Source organism: Povalibacter sp. (assembly GCF_036520495.1).
Classification (GTDB): Bacteria; Pseudomonadota; Gammaproteobacteria; order Steroidobacterales; family Steroidobacteraceae; genus Steroidobacter.
Genome location: NZ_DATDJO010000013.1, coordinates 18,653 through 36,531, shown reverse-complemented (window position 1 = coordinate 36,531; position 17,879 = coordinate 18,653). Strand labels below are relative to the sequence as shown.

Annotated in this window: 11 protein-coding genes and 1 pseudogene; 9 read left to right on the top strand and 3 right to left on the bottom strand. The window is 65.2% G+C overall.

Annotated elements, in window-relative coordinates:
• Positions 1 to 26 precede the first annotated feature (26 nt).
• The 8 genes from VIZ63_RS04070 to VIZ63_RS04035 all read left to right on the top strand — a co-directional run bounded on the left by VIZ63_RS04070 (position 27) and on the right by VIZ63_RS04035 (position 14,026).
• Positions 27 to 2,378 carry a TonB-dependent receptor gene (locus VIZ63_RS04070; RefSeq protein ID WP_331608224.1) on the top strand — a complete coding sequence of 784 codons (2,352 nt, stop codon included), beginning with the start codon at positions 27 to 29 and terminating at the stop codon, positions 2,376 to 2,378.
• A 72-nt stretch (positions 2,379 to 2,450) separates the two neighbouring features.
• Complete coding sequence (locus VIZ63_RS04065; protein ID WP_331608223.1) at positions 2,451 to 3,962, top strand: hypothetical protein; 1,512 nt, start codon at positions 2,451 to 2,453, stop codon at positions 3,960 to 3,962.
• A complete protein-coding gene (locus tag VIZ63_RS04060; protein ID WP_331608222.1) occupies positions 3,956 to 6,097 on the top strand; it encodes an acyl-CoA dehydrogenase family protein in 2,142 nt (713 codons plus the stop codon). Before VIZ63_RS04065 ends, VIZ63_RS04060 begins: the two co-directional genes overlap by 7 nt.
• 33 nt (positions 6,098 to 6,130) lie before the next feature.
• The gene (locus tag VIZ63_RS04055) at positions 6,131 to 7,252 is read left to right on the top strand and encodes a nitronate monooxygenase (RefSeq protein WP_331608221.1); all 1,122 of its coding nucleotides are present in this window, start codon (positions 6,131 to 6,133) and stop codon (positions 7,250 to 7,252) included.
• A 10-nt stretch (positions 7,253 to 7,262) separates the two neighbouring features.
• Positions 7,263 to 9,392: an acetate--CoA ligase family protein gene (locus tag VIZ63_RS04050; protein ID WP_331608220.1), complete on the top strand. Its 2,130-nt coding sequence runs from the start codon at positions 7,263 to 7,265 to the stop codon at positions 9,390 to 9,392.
• Positions 9,389 to 10,171, top strand: coding sequence for an enoyl-CoA hydratase-related protein (locus tag VIZ63_RS04045; protein WP_331608219.1), 783 nt, complete (start codon positions 9,389 to 9,391; stop codon positions 10,169 to 10,171). The genes VIZ63_RS04050 and VIZ63_RS04045 overlap by 4 nt, the downstream gene beginning before the upstream one ends.
• Before the next feature lie 45 nt (positions 10,172 to 10,216).
• On the top strand, positions 10,217 to 11,854 hold the full coding sequence (locus VIZ63_RS04040) for an NAD(P)/FAD-dependent oxidoreductase (protein ID WP_331608218.1): 1,638 nt from the start codon (positions 10,217 to 10,219) through the stop codon (positions 11,852 to 11,854).
• A gap of 15 nt (positions 11,855 to 11,869) precedes the next feature.
• Positions 11,870 to 14,026, top strand: coding sequence for a PQQ-dependent dehydrogenase, methanol/ethanol family (locus VIZ63_RS04035; protein WP_331608217.1), 2,157 nt, complete (start codon positions 11,870 to 11,872; stop codon positions 14,024 to 14,026).
• A 2-nt stretch (positions 14,027 to 14,028) separates the two neighbouring features.
• Here the strand turns inward: VIZ63_RS04035 and VIZ63_RS04030 are convergent, their stop codons facing one another.
• Entirely contained in the window at positions 14,029 to 14,901 is an 873-nt protein-coding gene (locus tag VIZ63_RS04030; protein WP_331608216.1) for an SDR family oxidoreductase, read from the bottom strand.
• A 74-nt stretch (positions 14,902 to 14,975) separates the two neighbouring features.
• Here VIZ63_RS04030 and VIZ63_RS04025 point away from each other — a divergent pair, with 74 nt between their 5' ends.
• Positions 14,976 to 15,644 carry a TetR/AcrR family transcriptional regulator gene (locus tag VIZ63_RS04025; RefSeq protein ID WP_331608215.1) on the top strand — a complete coding sequence of 223 codons (669 nt, stop codon included), beginning with the start codon at positions 14,976 to 14,978 and terminating at the stop codon, positions 15,642 to 15,644.
• A gap of 121 nt (positions 15,645 to 15,765) precedes the next feature.
• On the opposite strand, the pseudogene VIZ63_RS04020 reads toward VIZ63_RS04025, so the two are convergent.
• Both VIZ63_RS04020 and VIZ63_RS04015 read right to left on the bottom strand, forming a co-directional pair.
• A pseudogene (locus tag VIZ63_RS04020) lies at positions 15,766 to 16,542 on the bottom strand (NAD(P)-dependent oxidoreductase); the annotation flags it as partial.
• Between the two features lie 20 nt (positions 16,543 to 16,562).
• Entirely contained in the window at positions 16,563 to 17,873 is a 1,311-nt protein-coding gene (locus VIZ63_RS04015; protein ID WP_331608213.1) for a 3-hydroxyacyl-CoA dehydrogenase, read from the bottom strand.
• Positions 17,874 to 17,879 lie beyond the last annotated feature (6 nt).

Here is a 17,879-nt window from a genome sequence, read left to right as displayed (position 1 = left end):
TGGTCGCCTCCACCGTCGCATGGGTTATGAACGCGTCCGCCGCAGAGGGGCAGGAAGCCTCTCTCAGTTCCAGCACGCTGGAAGAGGTCATCGTGACGGCGCGCCAGCGCGAGGAAAGCCTGCTCGAGGCGCCCGTGTCGGTGACGGCCCTCACCGCCGCACAGTTGGAGGCGTTTGGAACGAGGGAGGCGCGCGACCTGGCGCGGCAAGTGCCATCGTTGGCGATCGATCGCTCGAGCAGCGGCGGCGGCGGTGTGATCGTGCTGCGCGGCATCGGCTCCTCGCCGTCGAACGCGGGCTTCGACCAGGCCGTCGCGGTGAGCGTCGATGGTGTCCAGACCGGTCGCGCCCGCATCATCGATTTCGGATTGATCGACCTGCAGCAGGTCGAAGTCATGAAGGGTCCGCAGGCATTGTTCTTCGGCAAGAACAGCCCGGCTGGCGTCATCAGCATGACGTCGGCGTCGCCGACGCGCGATTTCGAAGGCTACATCCGCACCGGCTACGAATTCGAAGCCGACGAGAAGGTGGTCGAGGGCGTGATTTCCGGACCCATCAGCGATTCGTTGTCCGGTCGCGTCGCTCTGCGCTACAGCGAGATGGATGGCTGGCTGCGCAATACCGCAGGTCAGCTCACGAGTTCGCCATTCGCGGGCCCGAACAACCTGCCGCAGGCACCCGCGACCAGCCGGCCGGGCGATGAGAACTTCATCGGTCGCGTCAGTCTCGCGTTGCAGCCCGAGGGCAGCCCGTTCGATGCGCTGCTGAAGGTCGCAGGTATGAAGCACAAGGACGATGGCCCCTCCGCCGGGCAGGAGGTCGTCAATTGCGGCGGATTCGCCACGCCGGTGGTGGTGTATGCGGGCTTCCCCGCGCCGGCTGCCGATCCGTTCGGCGACTGCAAGCTGGACGGCAGATATTCGAGCGGCGGCCTGCCGAACGGCTATGCAGACAACTGGCCGATCGCCAAGCAGTTCCCGTACACCGAGACCACGATGGCGCTGGCCAGCCTGACCATCAACTACGACGGTGACAGATTCGGACTCACGTCCGTGACCGGCTACTTCAACAGCGACACCGAGTACTTCGACAACTACGACGCTACCGTCTACATGGCGTACGACTCAGCCGAGAAGGAAAAGTACAAGTCGCTGAGCCAGGAAGTGCGCTGGCTGTCGAAGTTCGAATCGCCGTTGAACTTCATGGTGGGCGCCTACTACCAGGACGCGAGTCTCGACTTCACCAACACCGTGCTGATCGCGCCATTGCCCGCCGATGCCGCTACGGGCAAGTACCACACCTGGGAGAAACCCGGCAGCACCGACGGCAAGACGCTCTCCGCGTTCGGCCAGTTCACCTGGGACATCCTGCCGCAACTCGAACTGGCGGGCGGCGTGCGCTACACCGAGGAAGAGAAGGATTCCTGGCTGACCAACAGCTGGGTGCATCCGCCGCTGTCGGGCACCGTCCTCGCGCCCGAGGGCAAGATGTTCACGGACAAGTTCAAGGACGACAACCTGTCGCCGGAAGCGACGCTGACCTGGCGACCGACCGGGGACCTGACTGCCTATGTTGGCTACCGCACCGGCTACAAGTCGGGCGGCTTCGGCATCAGCACCAACCTGACGCCGGCCAGCATCACCGTCGATTCCATCCGTTTCGATTCCGAGGAGATCGAAGGCTTCGAAGGTGGCGTGAAGGCGCGACTGCTCGACGGCCGTCTGGTGCTGACGGGCGAGGTCTACACCTACGATTACACGGACCTGCAGGTCACCTCCTTCAATCCCGCGACCACGAGCTTCATCATCTCGAACGCGGCGTCGGCGACGATCAAGGGCGCCGAGATCGGGCTCACCGCGAAACCGCTCGACTGGCTGACGCTGAATGGTGGCATCGCCTACAACGAGGCGCGCTTCGATGACTATCTCGCGCAGTGCTGGGGTGGCCAGACGGCGGCGTTGGGCTGCAGCACGTCGAACGGCAATGGCACGTTCTCGTGGCAGCGTTCGGGCGAGGCGCTGTCACGCGCACCCGATCTCGCGGCCAATGGCGGCTTCGATGCACAGGTACCGGTCGGCGAGTTCGTTCTCGGTATCGCAGGCAATGTGCGTTACAGCGACGACTACATTGCCGCCGACAACGGCAATCCGTTCGGTATCCAGGAGGCCTTCTGGCTGGTGGACGCGGGCCTGACCGTCAGCCCGATCAGTGAGCGCTGGGAAGTCGCGCTGATCGGCAAGAATCTCACCAACGAGCACTACACCTCGTACATGGCCGAAAAGCCGGGCGCGCCCGTGGTCGCCGGAACCACGGTGCAACTGATGGGACTGGCGAACCGCACTCGCCAGGTATTGCTCCAGGCTTCAGTGAAGTTCTGATTCGTTCGCAAGGGTGGGGCCGAAGGCGCGGGTTCGCCTTCGGCCCTCTTGATTCATCGAAACAAGGCAGCGATGCAAGCACGCAAGGTCCCGGTCATCGTTGGGGTCGGTCAGATCAACGATCTGAGTGAGACCAGCCCGCATCCGCTGGATGTCATCGAGCTCATGCAGGCCGCGCTGGCGCAAGCGGATCGTGACGCGGGCGGCGACGTCCTGTCGCAACTCGACTTCCTCGGCGTCGAGAACCACATGAGCGGCGCCGTGGCACCTTGGCCAGGCACCGAAGACTTCATCCCGCATCTGCTGCAAGCCACGGGGCTCACGCCGACATCATCGTTGCTGACGCCGCAGCCCAGCGGCGACGGCCCCGTTTTCCTGCTGAATCACGCGGCCAATCTCGTGGCATCGGGCGAGATCGAGATCGCCGCGCTGGTCGGTGGCGAGGCACTGCGTACGGCGGCTCGCCGCAGCGCGACGCAGACAGGCCAGTCACAGAATGCGATGCGGCAGTTGCTCGATCAGTCGGTCCGGCCCTTGCTGCGCCAGTACGGTCTGATCACGCCGACCGACGTTTATCCGCTCTATGAGTCGGCCACGCGGGCCGCATGGGGACAAAGCTTCGAGGAAGCTCAGCGTGAGACGGCGCTCATGTGGTCCGCCTATTCACGGGTCGCGTCCGAGAATGACGCCGCGTGCATTCGCGAGGCGCTGACTGCCGAGCAGATCGCGACGGTCTCGGACCGCAATCGCATGATCACCTACCCCTACACCAAGTTCATGGTCGCCAACAGCGCGGTGAACCAGAGTGCCGCGGTCATCGTGACCAGCCTCGAACGCGCGCGGCGCCTCGGCATCAGCGAGGACCGCATCGTCTACGTGGGCGCGGGAGCGGCAGCCGGTGAGAGCGAGGATTTCCTGGCGCGCGATTCCTATGCGCACTCGCGCGCCATGGAGGTGTCGATCACAAAGACGCTGGAGATCAATCGACTGCAGCCTGAGCTCATCGACCACGTCGAGCTGTACAACTGCTTTCCCTGCGTCGCGAAGATGGCGCGACGCGTGCTGGGGTGGCCGCTCGATCGACCGCCGAGTGTCTATGGCGGGCTCAGTTTCGGTGGCGGTCCCATCGGCAATTGCATGATGCACGCCATCGTCATGATGACCCGAAAACTGCGGGGCGCCGGCACGCATGGGTTCATCTTCGCGAACGGCGGCTTCGCGACCCACAATCATTCGATCGTGCTGTCCCGTGAGCCTTCGGCGAATCCGCAGGCATGGCCGTCGGACTTCGATTATCAGGCCGATGCCGATCGGCTGCGCGGATCGATACCGGCGCTCGATGAGCAGTATTGCGGGCCCGGACAGATCGAAGCGTATTCGGTGCCCTACGGACGCGATGGACGTCCGAGCTTCGGCACGATCGTCGGCCGCTCGGCGGACAACCGGCGATTCGTCTGCCGCGTTCCGCAGGAAGATCAGGAAGGCATCCGCTTCCTGGTGGCAGGCGACATCGAGCCCGTGGGAACGCACGGCATCTGCGTGCAGGCGGACGACGGTTATCGCACCTGGCGACGGGCATGCTGAGGGACGCGGAACACACTCAGCTACTGGCCGATGCCGTCCGGCGCATGCTGCAAGGCGAGGCGCGCTGGTCGAATGTCGTCGAGCTCGGGCTCGCAGATCTGTTCGCGGAAGAACACTTCGATTCGCTCGAGGATCTGCTCGTCGTCATGACCGAGCTGGGTCGCCGTGCTTCGGCATTGCCCATTCTCGAATCCGCGATCGCAAACCGTTACGCACGTGGTCTGGCTGCGCAGCATTCGCGCCTTGCGCTGGTGATCGCAGGCATCGACAGCGCGGCACACGCCGGCACACTGGTATTCGACAATGGCTGCGTGCAGGGCAGGGCGCGCCTCATCGAGGGCGCAATGGACGCTGACGAATGGCTGATCCTCGCTGACGACGGCAAAATGATCGGCGTAGCGCCGCGCGATGCCGCCTCGCTTGAGCCGACACCCGCGCTCGTTCCCGGACTCGCGGATGTGCAGCTGCGCTCGCCCGTGCGTTCGCGTCCGCTCACCTTGCGACAACATGCCGAGCTGCTGGCCATCGTGCGACTCGGCTGGGCGGCACGTGCTTACGGCGCGGCGGCCGAGGGATTCGATGCGTTCCTGGACTACGGCAGGCAGCGCAAACAGTTCGGACAATCCATCGCCTCGTTCCAGGCCATCCAGCACAAGATGGCGAACAGCCACATGCTCCTGGAAGGCTGCCGACTGCAGCTTGCCGCGGCAGCGCATGCGCACGACGAGCAGGCGCCGAACTGGCGCGCGCTGGCTGCGTCTGCGACCGCATTTGCAGCCGGCTCACTGCGCCAGGTTGCGCTCGACACTCAGCATTGCTTTGGCGCGATCGGATTCTCGGAAGAACACGTCGCTCCGGCATTGTTCCGTCGCGTGCATGCGGATGTGGTGCGGCTGGGGGGTGTCAGCAACGCCCGCTCGGAACTCGGAGCGCAGGTGCTGGCGCAAGGCCGCGCGGGTGTCGATGCATTGTTCGCTCGCGCCGACGATCCGGTCGCGGCGTTTCGTGAGCGCTTTCGTGGCTGGCTCGCGCAGAACTGGACGCTGCAGGACCGCGATGCGCTGCGGGCCCGCGCGCCCGAAGCGCGCAACTGGGATCTCGCATTCGCCGAACGGCTGGGTCGCGCGGGCTGGACGACGCTCAACTGGCCGAAAGGCGCAGGCGGCATCGATGCGACACCGCTCGAGCAGATCGCCTACGCCGAAGAGCTGCTTCGGGCAGGCGCCACGGATCATGCGCTGATCTGCAGTTGCCGTGTCATGGCGCCGGAAATCATCGCGCACGGCTCGCCGTCGCTGAAGGACGCGCTGCTGCCGGGATTGCGTGCCGGCACGATCACCGGTTGCCTTGGATACAGCGAACCCGACGCCGGGTCAGACCTTGCGAGCCTGCGAACACGCGCGGTTCGCGATGGCGATGCTTACGTCGTCAACGGTCAGAAGATCTGGACGACGGACGGCCAGCGCGCCTCGCACATGCTGCTGGCTGCGCGTACCCATCCGGATCCCAAGCTCAGACACGCAGGCATCAGCCTGTTCGTCCTGCCGATGGACACGCCGGGAATCACCGTGCACGAAATGACGGCGATGTACGGGCAGAAGTTCTGCAGCATCTTCTTCGACAACGTGCGTGTGCCGGCCGACTGGCGGCTCGGCGAAGAGAACCAGGGATGGGCGGTGCTCGCCGGCGCACTTGCCAATGAACGCATCGCGATGGGCGGGCTCGCGATCCGCCTGCAGACGCTGCTCGGCGCGATCGCGGAGGCAGTGAGGATCTCGCCGCATCTTACGCACGACTCGCTCACCCGCGATCGCATCGGCGAGCTCACCGCCAACCTCGTCACGAGCCGCCTGCTGGTTGCGCAGTCGCTCGCGCCTGCCCAGCCCGGTGCTGCGCCGCTCGTGCATGCCGCGATGGCCAAGGTGTTCGCGAGCGAACTTTCCCAGGCCCTGTGCGAGTCGGCGCTCGACATGCTCGGCGCCGCGACGCTGCTCAGTCAGGGCGCGCCGGACGTGCCGGCCGATGGCGAGATAGAGCTGCTGCTCAGGACCTCGATCATGTTCGTGGTCGGCGGCGGCAGTAACGAAATCCAGCGAAACATCATCGCGCAGCGCGGCCTCGGGATGGGCCGCTGAACTTCGATCAATCGATAACCAAGGGTCAGAACAATGGAACCCATCAGAAGTCTCGTAGGTGCGGAATTTCCGCTTTTTGCCTTCAGTCACTGCCGCGACGTCGTGGCCGCGGTCAGTCGCGCCGGCGGTTTCGGCGTGCTGGGCGGCAGCAGCTTCACGCCCGAATCGCTCGAACTGGAATTGAAGTGGATCGACGAGCACGTGAACGGGATGCCGTACGGCGTCGACATCCTCGTGCCGGAAAATCAGGCCCTCACGGTCGGCACCGATCTGTCCACGCTGTCCAGCAGAGTGCCGAGTCAGCACATCGATTTCGCCGTGGAGCTGCTGCGCAAGCACGGCATCGCGGCCGAGCCCAGCGATGTCATCGACCAGTTGCCGCCGGCCACGCTGCCGGAAGTCGGCGAAGCGCTCATGGATGTGGCCTTCCGCCATCCGATCCGTCTCATCGTCAATGCACTCGGCATTGCGCCGCCGTCGATGCTCGAACGCGCGCGGCGTCATGGCATTCCGGTCGGCGCGCTCGTCGGTGCCAAGGAACATGCGATTCGCCAGGTGAAGGCGGGCGTCGATCTGTTGATCGCGCAGGGCGGTGAGGCCGGCGGGCATTGCGGCGAGGTCTCGACCCTCGTGCTCGTGCCGGAGGTGATCCAGGCCATCAAGTCCATTCGCAACGTTCCCGTGCTCGCCGCGGGCGGCATCATGAATGGCGCGCAGATGGCGGGCTGCATGGCGATGGGCGCGGCTGGCGCGTGGACAGGTTCGGTGTGGCTCGCGACCGCCGAGGCGGAGACGACGGAAACGTTCAAACAGAAAATGATCGCCGCCACCTCGCGCGACACGATCCGTTCCAAGTCGCGTACCGGCAAACCGAGCCGGCAGTTGCGCTCGAGCTGGCACGAGGCCTGGGACGGACCGAACAGCCCCGGCGCGTTGCCAATGCCGATCATGGCCATGATCAGCATCCCGACGTTCGCACGCATCGACAAGGCGGCGGACTCGGGCAATGCGCTCGCCAAAGACCTCGTCAGCTACTGGGTGGGGCAGGGCGTCGGCCTCATCGATTCGGTGCGTTCGGCGAGCGCTGTGGTGCGCGAGTTCAAGCAGGAGTTCGCCGAGGCGATCGAACGTCTCACTGCCACGATCGAGAGCTGAAGACCGAACCATGAACGCCACCATTGCCAACAACCATACGCGTGAGCACCCGCTCACGAAACTGTTCCGCCCGCGCAGCATCGCGCTGGTCGGAGCGACGGAGAAGTCCGCCTGGACGGGCTTCATCGTGCAGAACCTGCGCGATTTCGCCTTCGAGGGTTACGTCGCCGCGGTCAATCGCGGTGGCGTCGATGTCATGGGCCTCACCGGCTATCGAACCTGTCGCGACATCGGGCGCGAGATCGACGTCGCCTTCATCTTCGTGCCGCAGGCGGCTGTCATCGAAGCGCTCGAGGATGCAGCGGCTGCGGGCATCCGCAACGCGGCGATCCTGACTTCGGGCTACGCGGAAATCGGCGAGCAGGGAGTGAAGCTGCAGCAGCAACTGCTCGAGAAGGCGCGCGAACTCGGGATGAATATCTGGGGCCCGAATTCGCTCGGCTACAACAACGTCAGCGCGCGTGCGCCCGTATCGTCGATACCGGCGGTGTTGCCGCTGCTGCCGCCGTGCATCGCGATCGTGTCGCAGAGCGGGGCGACCGCGAGCGAACTGCACGAGTTTGCCCACAGCCAGAACATCGGTACGAGCTTCGTCGCGGCGACGGGCAACGAGGCACAGCTCAGCCTTGCCGATGTCATCGACTATCTCGTCGATGACCCCGACACGCGCGCGATCGCCGTGTTCGCGGAATCGATCCGCAATCCGGATGCGTTCGCACGAGCCGCCCAGCGCTGCCGGCAGCAGCGCAAGCCGATCGTGATGCTGAAGATCGGCCGCAGCCAGCTCGCGGGTGAAGTGGCGATGGCTCACACCGGATCGCTGGCGGGCGACGACAAGGTCTTCGATGCCGTGTGTGAGCGCCTCGGCGTGATCCGCGTCCATTGCGTCGAGGATCTGATCATCACGGCGGGCCTTCTGGCGGCGACTGGTCCGCTGCCCGCGCCGGGCCTCGGATTCATTTCGATCTCTGGTGGCGCCTGCACGCTCGTGGCCGACGGCGCCGAGGCCGGCGGTGCCAGCGTTCCCGCCTTTCCCGCCGAGACGACCGATGTGCTGAAGACGCTGATCGCGGAGTTCGCCTCCTCGATGAATCCGCTCGACGTCACGGGCGCAGCGGTGCGCGATCCCGCCTTGCTCGAGCGGCTGATTCCGGTCGCGGCCTCTGCACCCGGCATCGGCATCATCGGAATCAACATCGGCATTCCAATCGTCGAAGGCGCCGTGTCGCTGCCGGCGGGTCTGGCGGCGATCGGACGCGCCGTCAGTACGATCGACAAGCCCGCGATCATGGTGCTGACGACTGTCAAGACGCTCACCGACGTGACGCGCCGCGCGATTGCGCAGTACGGACTGCCGCACGTGGTGTGCGGCATCGATCCGATGCTGCGCGCCGTCGGCAAGGCAGCCTGGTGGTCGCAACGACTCGATTCGCCGTCGCGGCCATTGCACCTGCCGAAGTATGGCGACCGCGATGCGCAGCCCGTGCCCGCGCTCACGCACGAGCGGGCGGTGCTCGACTTTCTCGCAGGTCACGGCGTTCCCGTCATCCCGGCGAAGATCATCCGCTGCGGTACGGACGCGCAGTCGCTCGGCCTGTCCGATCCGCTCGTGTTGAAGATTCTCTCGCCCGACATCGCTCACAAAACGGAAGTGGGCGGCGTGCGCCTGAATGTCGCTGCCGCCGATGCGCCCCGAGCCTATGACGAACTGCTGAGCACCGTGAAGTCGCACCGGCCGGACGCCCGCATCGACGGCGTGATCGCCTCGCCGATGCGCCACGGCGGCGTCGAACTGCTGGTAGGTGTACGACGCGATCCGGCGTGGGGACCCACGATCACGATCGGCTTCGGTGGCGTGCTGGTCGAACTGCTCGCGGATGTGGCCATTGCCACGCTGCCGGTCGATCGCGCGCAGGTTCGCGACCTGCTGGGACGCCTGCGCGGCCGCCAGCTGCTGGAAGGCTTTCGCAACTCGGCAGCCACGGACCTCGACCGTCTCGCTGCCGTCATCGTGAGTATCGGCGACGCCGCGCTCGCGCTCGGTCCGACCCTCGACTCGCTCGAAGTCAATCCGCTGCTCGTGCGAGGCAACGAGATCGAAGCGCTCGATGGCCTCGTCATCTGGAGATCCAAAGCATGAACATGCCGGCAAACGATGAGGTGCAGTTCGAGCGGGTCGGAGAACACGTCGCGGTCGTGACGTTGAATCGGCCGGCTGCGCGCAATGCCGTGAATGGTGCGGTCGCGCGCACGCTCGAGTCGCTGGTGGCCCAGGTGGAGGCCGACAAGTCCATCCGCGTCGCGGTGCTCGCGGCGGCGGGCAGCACCTTCTGCGCAGGTGTCGACCTCAAGACGGTGGCCGCCGGCAACATCATGGAGGTCGCGCGTCCCCAGACCGGCTTCGCGGGCTTCGTGTACGCGCCGAAGTCCAAGCCCTGGATCGCCGCCGTGCAGGGTCCGGCGATGGGCGGCGGTGTTGAACTTGCCTTGTCATGCGACCTGGTCGTGGCCGGTGAAGCGGCGAGCTTCGCCTTCCCGGAAGTGAAGCGCGGGCTCATCGCAGGTGCCGCCGGCGCTTATCGGATCACACGGTGCCTGTCGCGGCCGCTCGCGATCGAGATGATCGTGACCGGCGAGCCGCTCGGGGCGCGGCGCGCGTACGAAGTCGGTCTCGTCAACCGCGTGACCGCGCAGGGCGCCGAGCGCGAAGAAGCATTGACGATTGCGACACTCATCGCGACGAATTCGCCGGTCGCGGTACGCGAAAGCCTGCGCGTCACGCGCTATGCGTCGGACCTGTGCGAGGCGGAGATCCGCGCAGTCCAGGACGATGCCGTCGCACGGGTGCTGTCCTCGAGCGACTACCAGGAAGGGGCGAAGGCGTTCGTCGAACGTCGCGCGCCCGTGTGGTCGAGCTGAGCGACCGCCCGGAAACAGAACCTGCGCAGCTTCGGAGAAAAGAACATGTCTGAACCAACATCAACTGAAAATATCCTGGACGTGCTCGTGCTCGGCGCGGGATTCGCGGGACTGCACGGCCTGTATCGCCTGCGTGAGAACGGGCTCAAGGTGCTGGCCCTGGAAGCGGCGCCGGACGTGGGCGGCGCGTGGTACTGGAATCGCTACCCGGGCGCGCGATGCGATGTCGAAAGCCTCGTCTACTGCTACACGTTCTCGCCACTGCTGGACGAAGGATGGTGCTGGAGCGAGCGCTACGCGAAGCGCGACGAGATCTGCGCGTACCTGGGGTGGGCCGCCGACAAGCTCGATCTGCGTCGTGATATCCGTTTCAACTCGCGCGTGATCTCGGCGGTGTTCGACGACAAGAACAACTGGTGGACGTTCCGCACGCAAGGCGGCGAGAGTTATCGGGCGCGGCATTTTTTCTCGGCGGCCGGTCCGATCACGACGCCGATCATGCCCGACATCCCCGGAATCAAGGATTTCAAGGGACCCGTGATTCACACGGCCCGCTGGCCCGAGCGTGCGCCGGATTTCGCCGGCAAGCGCGTGGCCATCATCGGCACGGGCTCCTCCGCCGTGCAGGCCATCCCGATCATTGCGCAGCAGTGCGAGCGCCTGACGGTGTTGATGCGCACGCCGAATTTCTACGCGCCCGCGCGCAATCGGCCGCTGACGGACGGGGATTATGAGTGGTGGCAGAAGAATCGCGACCTGACCCGGCAGCGGCTGCAGAACTGCCAGCGATGGGGAGGCGGCGACATCATGCTGGATGACGCCATCAACGATACGATGTTCCAGAAGGCTTCCGATTTCACGCCGCAGCGGCGGCGCGAGATCTACGAGGCGCGCTATGAGAATGGTGGCGGCGTGGTCGGCTGGGCGTTCTGTGATGCGATGGCGGATGTGGCGGTCAACGAGGAAGCGGCCGACTTTCTGCGCAGCAAGATCGGCACGATCGTCAAGGATCGACGCACCGCCGAGAAGCTGGTGCCGCGCGGTTTCGCGTACGGCACCAAGCGCTGCACAGTCGGTACCGATTTCTACGAAACATTCAACCGGGACAATGTCGATCTCATCGATCTCAAGGCCGAGCCGATCGAGCGATTCACGCCGGAAGGCGTCATCGTCGGCGGGCGATTGATCGAGCTCGACGTGCTGATCTGCGCGTCCGGTTTCGATGCGCTGACCGGTGCGCTGACCAGCATCGACGTGCGCGGCCTGGGTGGCGAATCGTTGAAGAAGAGCTGGGCGCCCGGCCCGCACTCGCATCTGGGTATCAGCATCCATGGCTTTCCCAATCTCTACATGGTGGGCGGACCGCTCAGTCCGTCCGTGCTGACCAACGTCGTCATGACGAACGAGATGCAGGTCGAGTGGATCGCTGCACTGATCGGTCATTGCCAGAAGAACGGCGTGCGACGCTGCGAAGCGACGCGTTCCGCGGAGGAGCAGTGGGGCCGACAGGTCAACGACCTCGTCAAGGGAACGCTCTGGGAGAACGCGAACAGCTGGTATGTCGGCACGAATGTTCCCGGCAAGCCCAGAGCCATTCTCGCCTACGTCGGTGGCTACGCCGCCTATCGCGAGCGCTGCCTGCAGGAACGCGATCTCGGCTATCCCGGCTTTTCGTTGGTCTGATCGGGCTTACGCACCATGACAACTCCATTGCGTATCACGACGCTGGTCGTCGCGGCCTTGCTCGGCGCATGTCAGCAGCACCAGGGCGTCGCCCCCGCGCCAGCCGCGTTTGCGGACGTCGACGATGCACGCCTGCTGCGTGCGGACTCGGAGGCGGACAACTGGCTGAGCTACGGACGCACTTACAGCGAGCAGCGCTTCAGTCCGCTGGCGGATATCAACGCCGACAATGTCGGCAAGCTCGAACTCGCGTGGTTCCACGATCTCGACACCAATCGCGGCCAGGAGGCAACGCCGATCGTCGTCGATGGCGTGATGTACACCTCGACCGCCTGGAGCAAGGTGGTCGCGCTCGATGCGGCGAGCGGCAAGCAGCTGTGGAGCTACGATCCGCAGGTGCCTGGCGCGGTGGCGGTCAACGCCTGCTGCGATGTCGTCAATCGAGGCGTCGCGGTCTACCGCGGCAAGGTCTACGTCGCCGCGCTCGATGGCCGTCTCATTGCGTTGGATGCCGCCACGGGCAAACCGGTCTGGTCCGTCGCGACGACGGATCCGACGTCGGCCTACACCATCACCGGCGCGCCGCGTGTGGTCAAAGGCAAGGTCATCATCGGCAACGGCGGTGCGGACATCCACAACGTGCGTGGCTATGTGAGCGCGTACGACGCCGAGACAGGCAAGCTCGCCTGGCGTTTCTATACCGTGCCCGGCGATCCGGCGAAGGGACCGGATGGCGCGGCGTCCGACAAGGTCCTGGCGGAGAAGGCGCTGCCGACCTGGTTCGGCGACTGGTACAAGTACGGCGGCGGCGGCACCGCCTGGGATTCGATCGTCTACGACCAGGAACTCGATCAGCTCTATGTCGGTACGGGCAACGGCCTGCCATGGAACCAGCGCATCCGTTCCGATGGCAAGGGCGACAACCTGTTTCTCTGCTCGATCATCGCGCTGCGGCCCGACACGGGTGAGTACCTGTGGCACTACCAGGTGAATCCGGGCGAGACGTGGGACTACAACGCCAACCAGACGATCACGCTCACTGAACTGCTCATCGACGGCAAGAAGCGCAAGGTGCTGCTGCAGGCGCCGAAGAACGGCTTCTTCTATGTCATCGATCGCGAGACCGGCAAGCTGGTGTCGGCGCGCAATTTCGTGCCGGTGAACTGGGCCACCGGCATCGACCCAGTCACCGGCCGTCCGCAGGAGACGGCGGACGCCCGCTACGCGAACACCACGTTCATCGCCGCGCCTGGCGGCGCCGGTGCTCACAACTGGCAGCCGATGGCTTTCAGCCCCAGCACCGGGCTTGCGTACATCCCGGCGCAGGAACTGCCGATGGCGTATCGCGACGATCCCGATTTCAAGTTCCGCCCGCACGCGGTCAACTCAGGGATAGATTTCAGCCTGCTGGGCGCGCCGGACGACCCGGCGCAACGCGCGGCAATCGCGACCATGCTCAAGGGTCGTCTCATCGCGTGGGATCCGGTGACGCAGAAGGAAGCCTGGCATGTCGAACACGCGGGCCCCTGGAATGGCGGTGTGCTCGCAACGGCCGGCGATCTGGTATTCCAGGGGACGGCCGATCAGCAGCTGCAGGCGTTTCGTGCGAGCAGCGGCGAGCGGCTGTGGAGCTATTCCACGCACACCGGCGTCATCGGCGGACCGGTGACGTATCGGGTGAACGGCGAGCAGTTCGTCGCCGTGATGGCAGGGTACGGCGGCGCCGTACCGCTGGCCTTGCCGGCGCTGAAGCCTGCCTTCGCCGCGCCCCATGGCCGGGTGCTGGCGTTCAAGATCAATGGCAGTGCGCAACTGCCGGCGTACACACCGGTTGCGTTGCCTGCTGCGGTGACGACCGCCGAGCAGTGGCCGCAGGCGCGCCTCGATGAGGGACGCTCGCTGTACAGTACGTACTGCGGTCGTTGCCACGGTGCCTCGCTGCTCTCGACGGGCATCCTGCCTGACCTGCGACGCTCGCCGATGTCGATCAGCCGGGAATCGTTCGCGAACGTCGTCCTGGAGGGCGCGCTCGAGTCGCGCGGGATGATCTCATTCGCCGCAAGTCTGAACCCCGAGCAGGCCGAATCGATTCGTGCCTATGTCATCACCTCGGCGCGGTTACTCCAATCCCAGGAGGCCGCGCAGACACATGGAGAGGCAACGAAGCGATAGACTCAAACCAATTCGCCAAGACGCAGGGGCACCATGCCACCGTCGATGCGCAGGTCAGTGCCGGTGATGAACGATGCATTGTCGGACGCCAGGAAGGCGGCGGCCTGCGCGATGTCCATGGACGTGCCCCAGCGCCGCAATGCGGTCTGCGCCAGCACCTCGCCGGCGGCCTGTCCGTGCTCGACTTCGTATCGGCCCATCGGCGTCCAGATGATGCCCGGAGAGATCGAGACGATGCGGGCGCCCCTGGCTGCCCATGCCGTCGAACGCAGCGCGGCTTCGCGAATGGTCGCCCGCTTCGACACGCCGTACGCGGGGCCGCTCAGCCCGGAGTATGCGAATGAGGCGTTCGGCGCCCTTGCTGCCACGAGGCGCCGCAGGTGTTTGCCTGTTTCTTCGATGAGGGTTGCAGCGGGTGTGTTCGAGGCGAGCAGGGCATCGACTTCCCGGTCCGCCGGCGCGAGATGGCCTGCGATGGAAGCGATCAGCACGGCGACGCTGCCCATCGACAGGCGCGATTCGATCGCGTCCAGGAGCAGGCGCGTGCCGATGACGTTGGTGCGGATGATCCGCTCCCATTCCGCCATGCCGGATGACACGCCGGCGGTGTGCAGCAGTACGCCAAGGCGCCCATGCGTGTCGATGGCCTCCATGAGCCTGCCAATCGTCGCGGGGTCGGCCAGATCGCCTGCGACGCAGGCGTGCACGAGGTATCCGTCGTCACGCAGCTGCGCTTCGGTCTGCGAGAGCCGCTGCGCCGAAATGTCGGCGAGCAGCAGATCGTGCGAGCGGCCGAACTCCCGGGCGCACGCGATGCCCATGCCGCCACAGCCGCCGGTGATCACGGCGAGCTTTCTCTCGATCATCGGTTTCATGTTGTCCTCTGGATTCGTGGGATGAGTCGACCAAAGTGAGGTAGGACGCAGTGACAAGAACAAGGAAAACCAGGATGGGTGCAGCGAAGCCTGCCCGTCGCACCTATAAATCCAAGGCGATGGAAGAGCGGCGCGCCCGCATCATCGCGGCGACGCTTGCGATCATCGAGGAAAGCGGCATCAGCGGCGCGACGATCAGGAACGTCAGCGAGCGGGCCGATGTCGCGCTGCGCACGCTCTATCTCTACTTCGACAATCGCGAGGCCATGATCGGCACGGCGATCAAGGAGTTCTTCTACGATCTGATCGCCGAAGAAGGCGCGGGCGCAGGTCCACGCAGCGTCGAGGAAGTCCTGAGCCGCATCGACCAGCTGACGAAGATCATCCGGCGCAAGCGCGAATACTCGAAGGAGCTGGCGCCGGTCTATTTTTCGTCGAGTCTGGACAGCAGCATCTACGCCATCCTGCACGACATCGCGATTTCGCACGTGACGCCTTTTCTCGACGATCTCGTCGCCGAGGGACCGAACAAACTTGCCAGGGCCGAACTGCATTTCCTGCGCACGCTGATCGCCAATACCGAGTACTCGGTCATCGACGATGCGATGAACGGCCGACTGCCCAAGGCCAGGCTCGGCACGTTCCTGAAGCTCGGCGTGCTGTCGAGCATCGCAGGTTTCCTGCCCGAGCCGCCGGCGCAACTCAGCGCCACGATCCGGGAACTGCGCAAGCTCATCGACTGAGGCCGCTGCAGACAATGGCCGATCCTCAGATCGAACCGAAGTGACCCACGCGGACTCCCGGCGGCGCAGGCGCGGCGGGATCCACGAAGAGATCGACCGCCAGCGCCGCAGCAGAGCTTCACGCGTAGCGGCTCAGATCGGTAACGCCTTCGGCCCACAGCACTTCATCGTCGAGGAAGAACTGCCCGGTCACCGAGCGCGCGGGACGGCAGAAGATTGCATGCGCCGCATCGGCAAGGATGTCCGGTGTGCGCGAACGTGAAATCACCTGCTCCCCGCCGACTGCAAACTTCACGGCCGAGGTCGCGATGGGCGTGCGCGGCCACAGACCATTGAAGGCGATGCTTTCATGCCGGAACTCGGCGGCCATCGCCATCATGTACAGACTCATGCCGTACTTCGATGCGGTATAGGCCGGATGGGCGGCGAACCATTCAGGACGCAGCTGTGGCGGCGGACACAACGCCAGCACATGGGGATTTATGGCCTTGCGCAGATGCGGGATGCACAGGCGTGAGACGAGGAAGGTGCCACGCGCGTTGACCTGATGCATCAGGTCGTAGCGCTTCATGTCCGTCTCCAGCGTGCCGGTGAGACTGATGGCCGAGGCATTGTTGACGCAGATGTCGATGCCGCCGAAACGGTTCACCGCAGCATTGACCGCCTCGCGCACCGATGCCTCATCGCGCACATCTACCACCACGGGCAGGGCGCGACCGCCGGCCGCTTCGATCTGCCCGGCCGCACTGTGGATGGTGCCCGGCAGTTTTGGATGCGGCTGCGAGGTCTTGGCCGCAATCACGACATTCGCGCCGTCGCGGGCGGCACGCAGGCCGATCGCAAGTCCGATGCCGCGACTCGCGCCAGTGATGAACAGGGTCTTGCCTTTGAGGCTCATGCGATTCGTACTCCCGCCTCTCAATCTTGTGTCAGACGCGCGCCTTGCACCGCGAGGCGCCGCAGCAGCGGTGTGGGTTCAAAGCTGTCACCGAAGCGGCCTCGCAGTGCGTCCATGTCGGCGACGATCCTCGACAGACCGACCGTGTCTGCCCAGAACATGGGTCCGCCTGTCTGCGCGGGCCAGCTGTAGCCCAGCGTGAGCGCTACATCGATGTCGGACGCGCGCAGGGCGACGCCTTCCTCGAGCAGCCTCACGCCCTCGTTGACGACCGGATAGAGCAGGCGCGCGAGGATGTCTTCGGGGCTGAGCGCTGCTCGCCGTTCCACTCCCCGCGCGCGCATCGCATCGGCGATGACGCCGGCGGCGATGGGCGAGGCAGTGGCATTGCGCTTGTCGTCATAGTCGTAGTAACCGCCGTTCTTTTTCTGGCCGAGGCGGCCGAGCGTCACCAGATCGCCCGCAACAGTCCGTCCGCTGCTGCCGCTGGCAATCACATCGAGGCCGACGAGATCGGCCAGTTGAAACGGTCCCATGGCGAAACCGTAGTCGCGCATCGCGCGGTCGACGTCGGCCGGATCGGTTCCCTCGAGGATCAGTGCATCGGCCTGCACACTGCGGGTCGCCATGACGCGATTGGCAATGAAGCCGTGGCAGACGCCGCTCAGCACCGCGACCTTGCCGATCTTGCGGGCAAGCGCCATGGCGGTGGCGATGACTTCGCGCGAGGTCCGGGCGCCGCGCACGATTTCCAGCAATCGCATGACGTTGGCGGGGGAGAAGAAATGCAGTCCGAGGATCCAGTCGGGTCGTGACGTGACGGAGGCGATCTGGTCGACATCGAGAAAGGAGGTGTTCGTCGCCAGGATCGCGCCGGGCCGGCAGATGCGATCCAGTTGCTGGAAGATGGTCTTCTTGAGTGCCAGGTTTTCGAACACGGCCTCGATGACGAGATCGACGCCGGCCAGTGCATCGAGCTCCAGCACCGGCGTGATCAGCGCCATGCACGCATCGACCTGGTCTTGCGTGATGCGTCCCCTGGCGGCGCTGTTCTCATAGTTCCGGCGGATGATGCCGATGCCGCGATTCAGTGCTTCCCGGCTGGTCTCCACCAGCGTGACCGGGATGCCCGCGTTCAGGAAGTTCATCGCGATGCCGCCGCCCATCGTTCCAGCACCGATGATGCCGACCGACCCGATCGCGAGAACGGGCGTGTCCGTGGCAATGCCCGGCACCGTGCCGGCCTCAAGCTGAGCGGCGGCCAGGTGGCGTTGCGCACGCGATGCCTGAGAATCTTGCGTGTCCGCTGTATCAACCGAATTCGTTTTCATGATTCC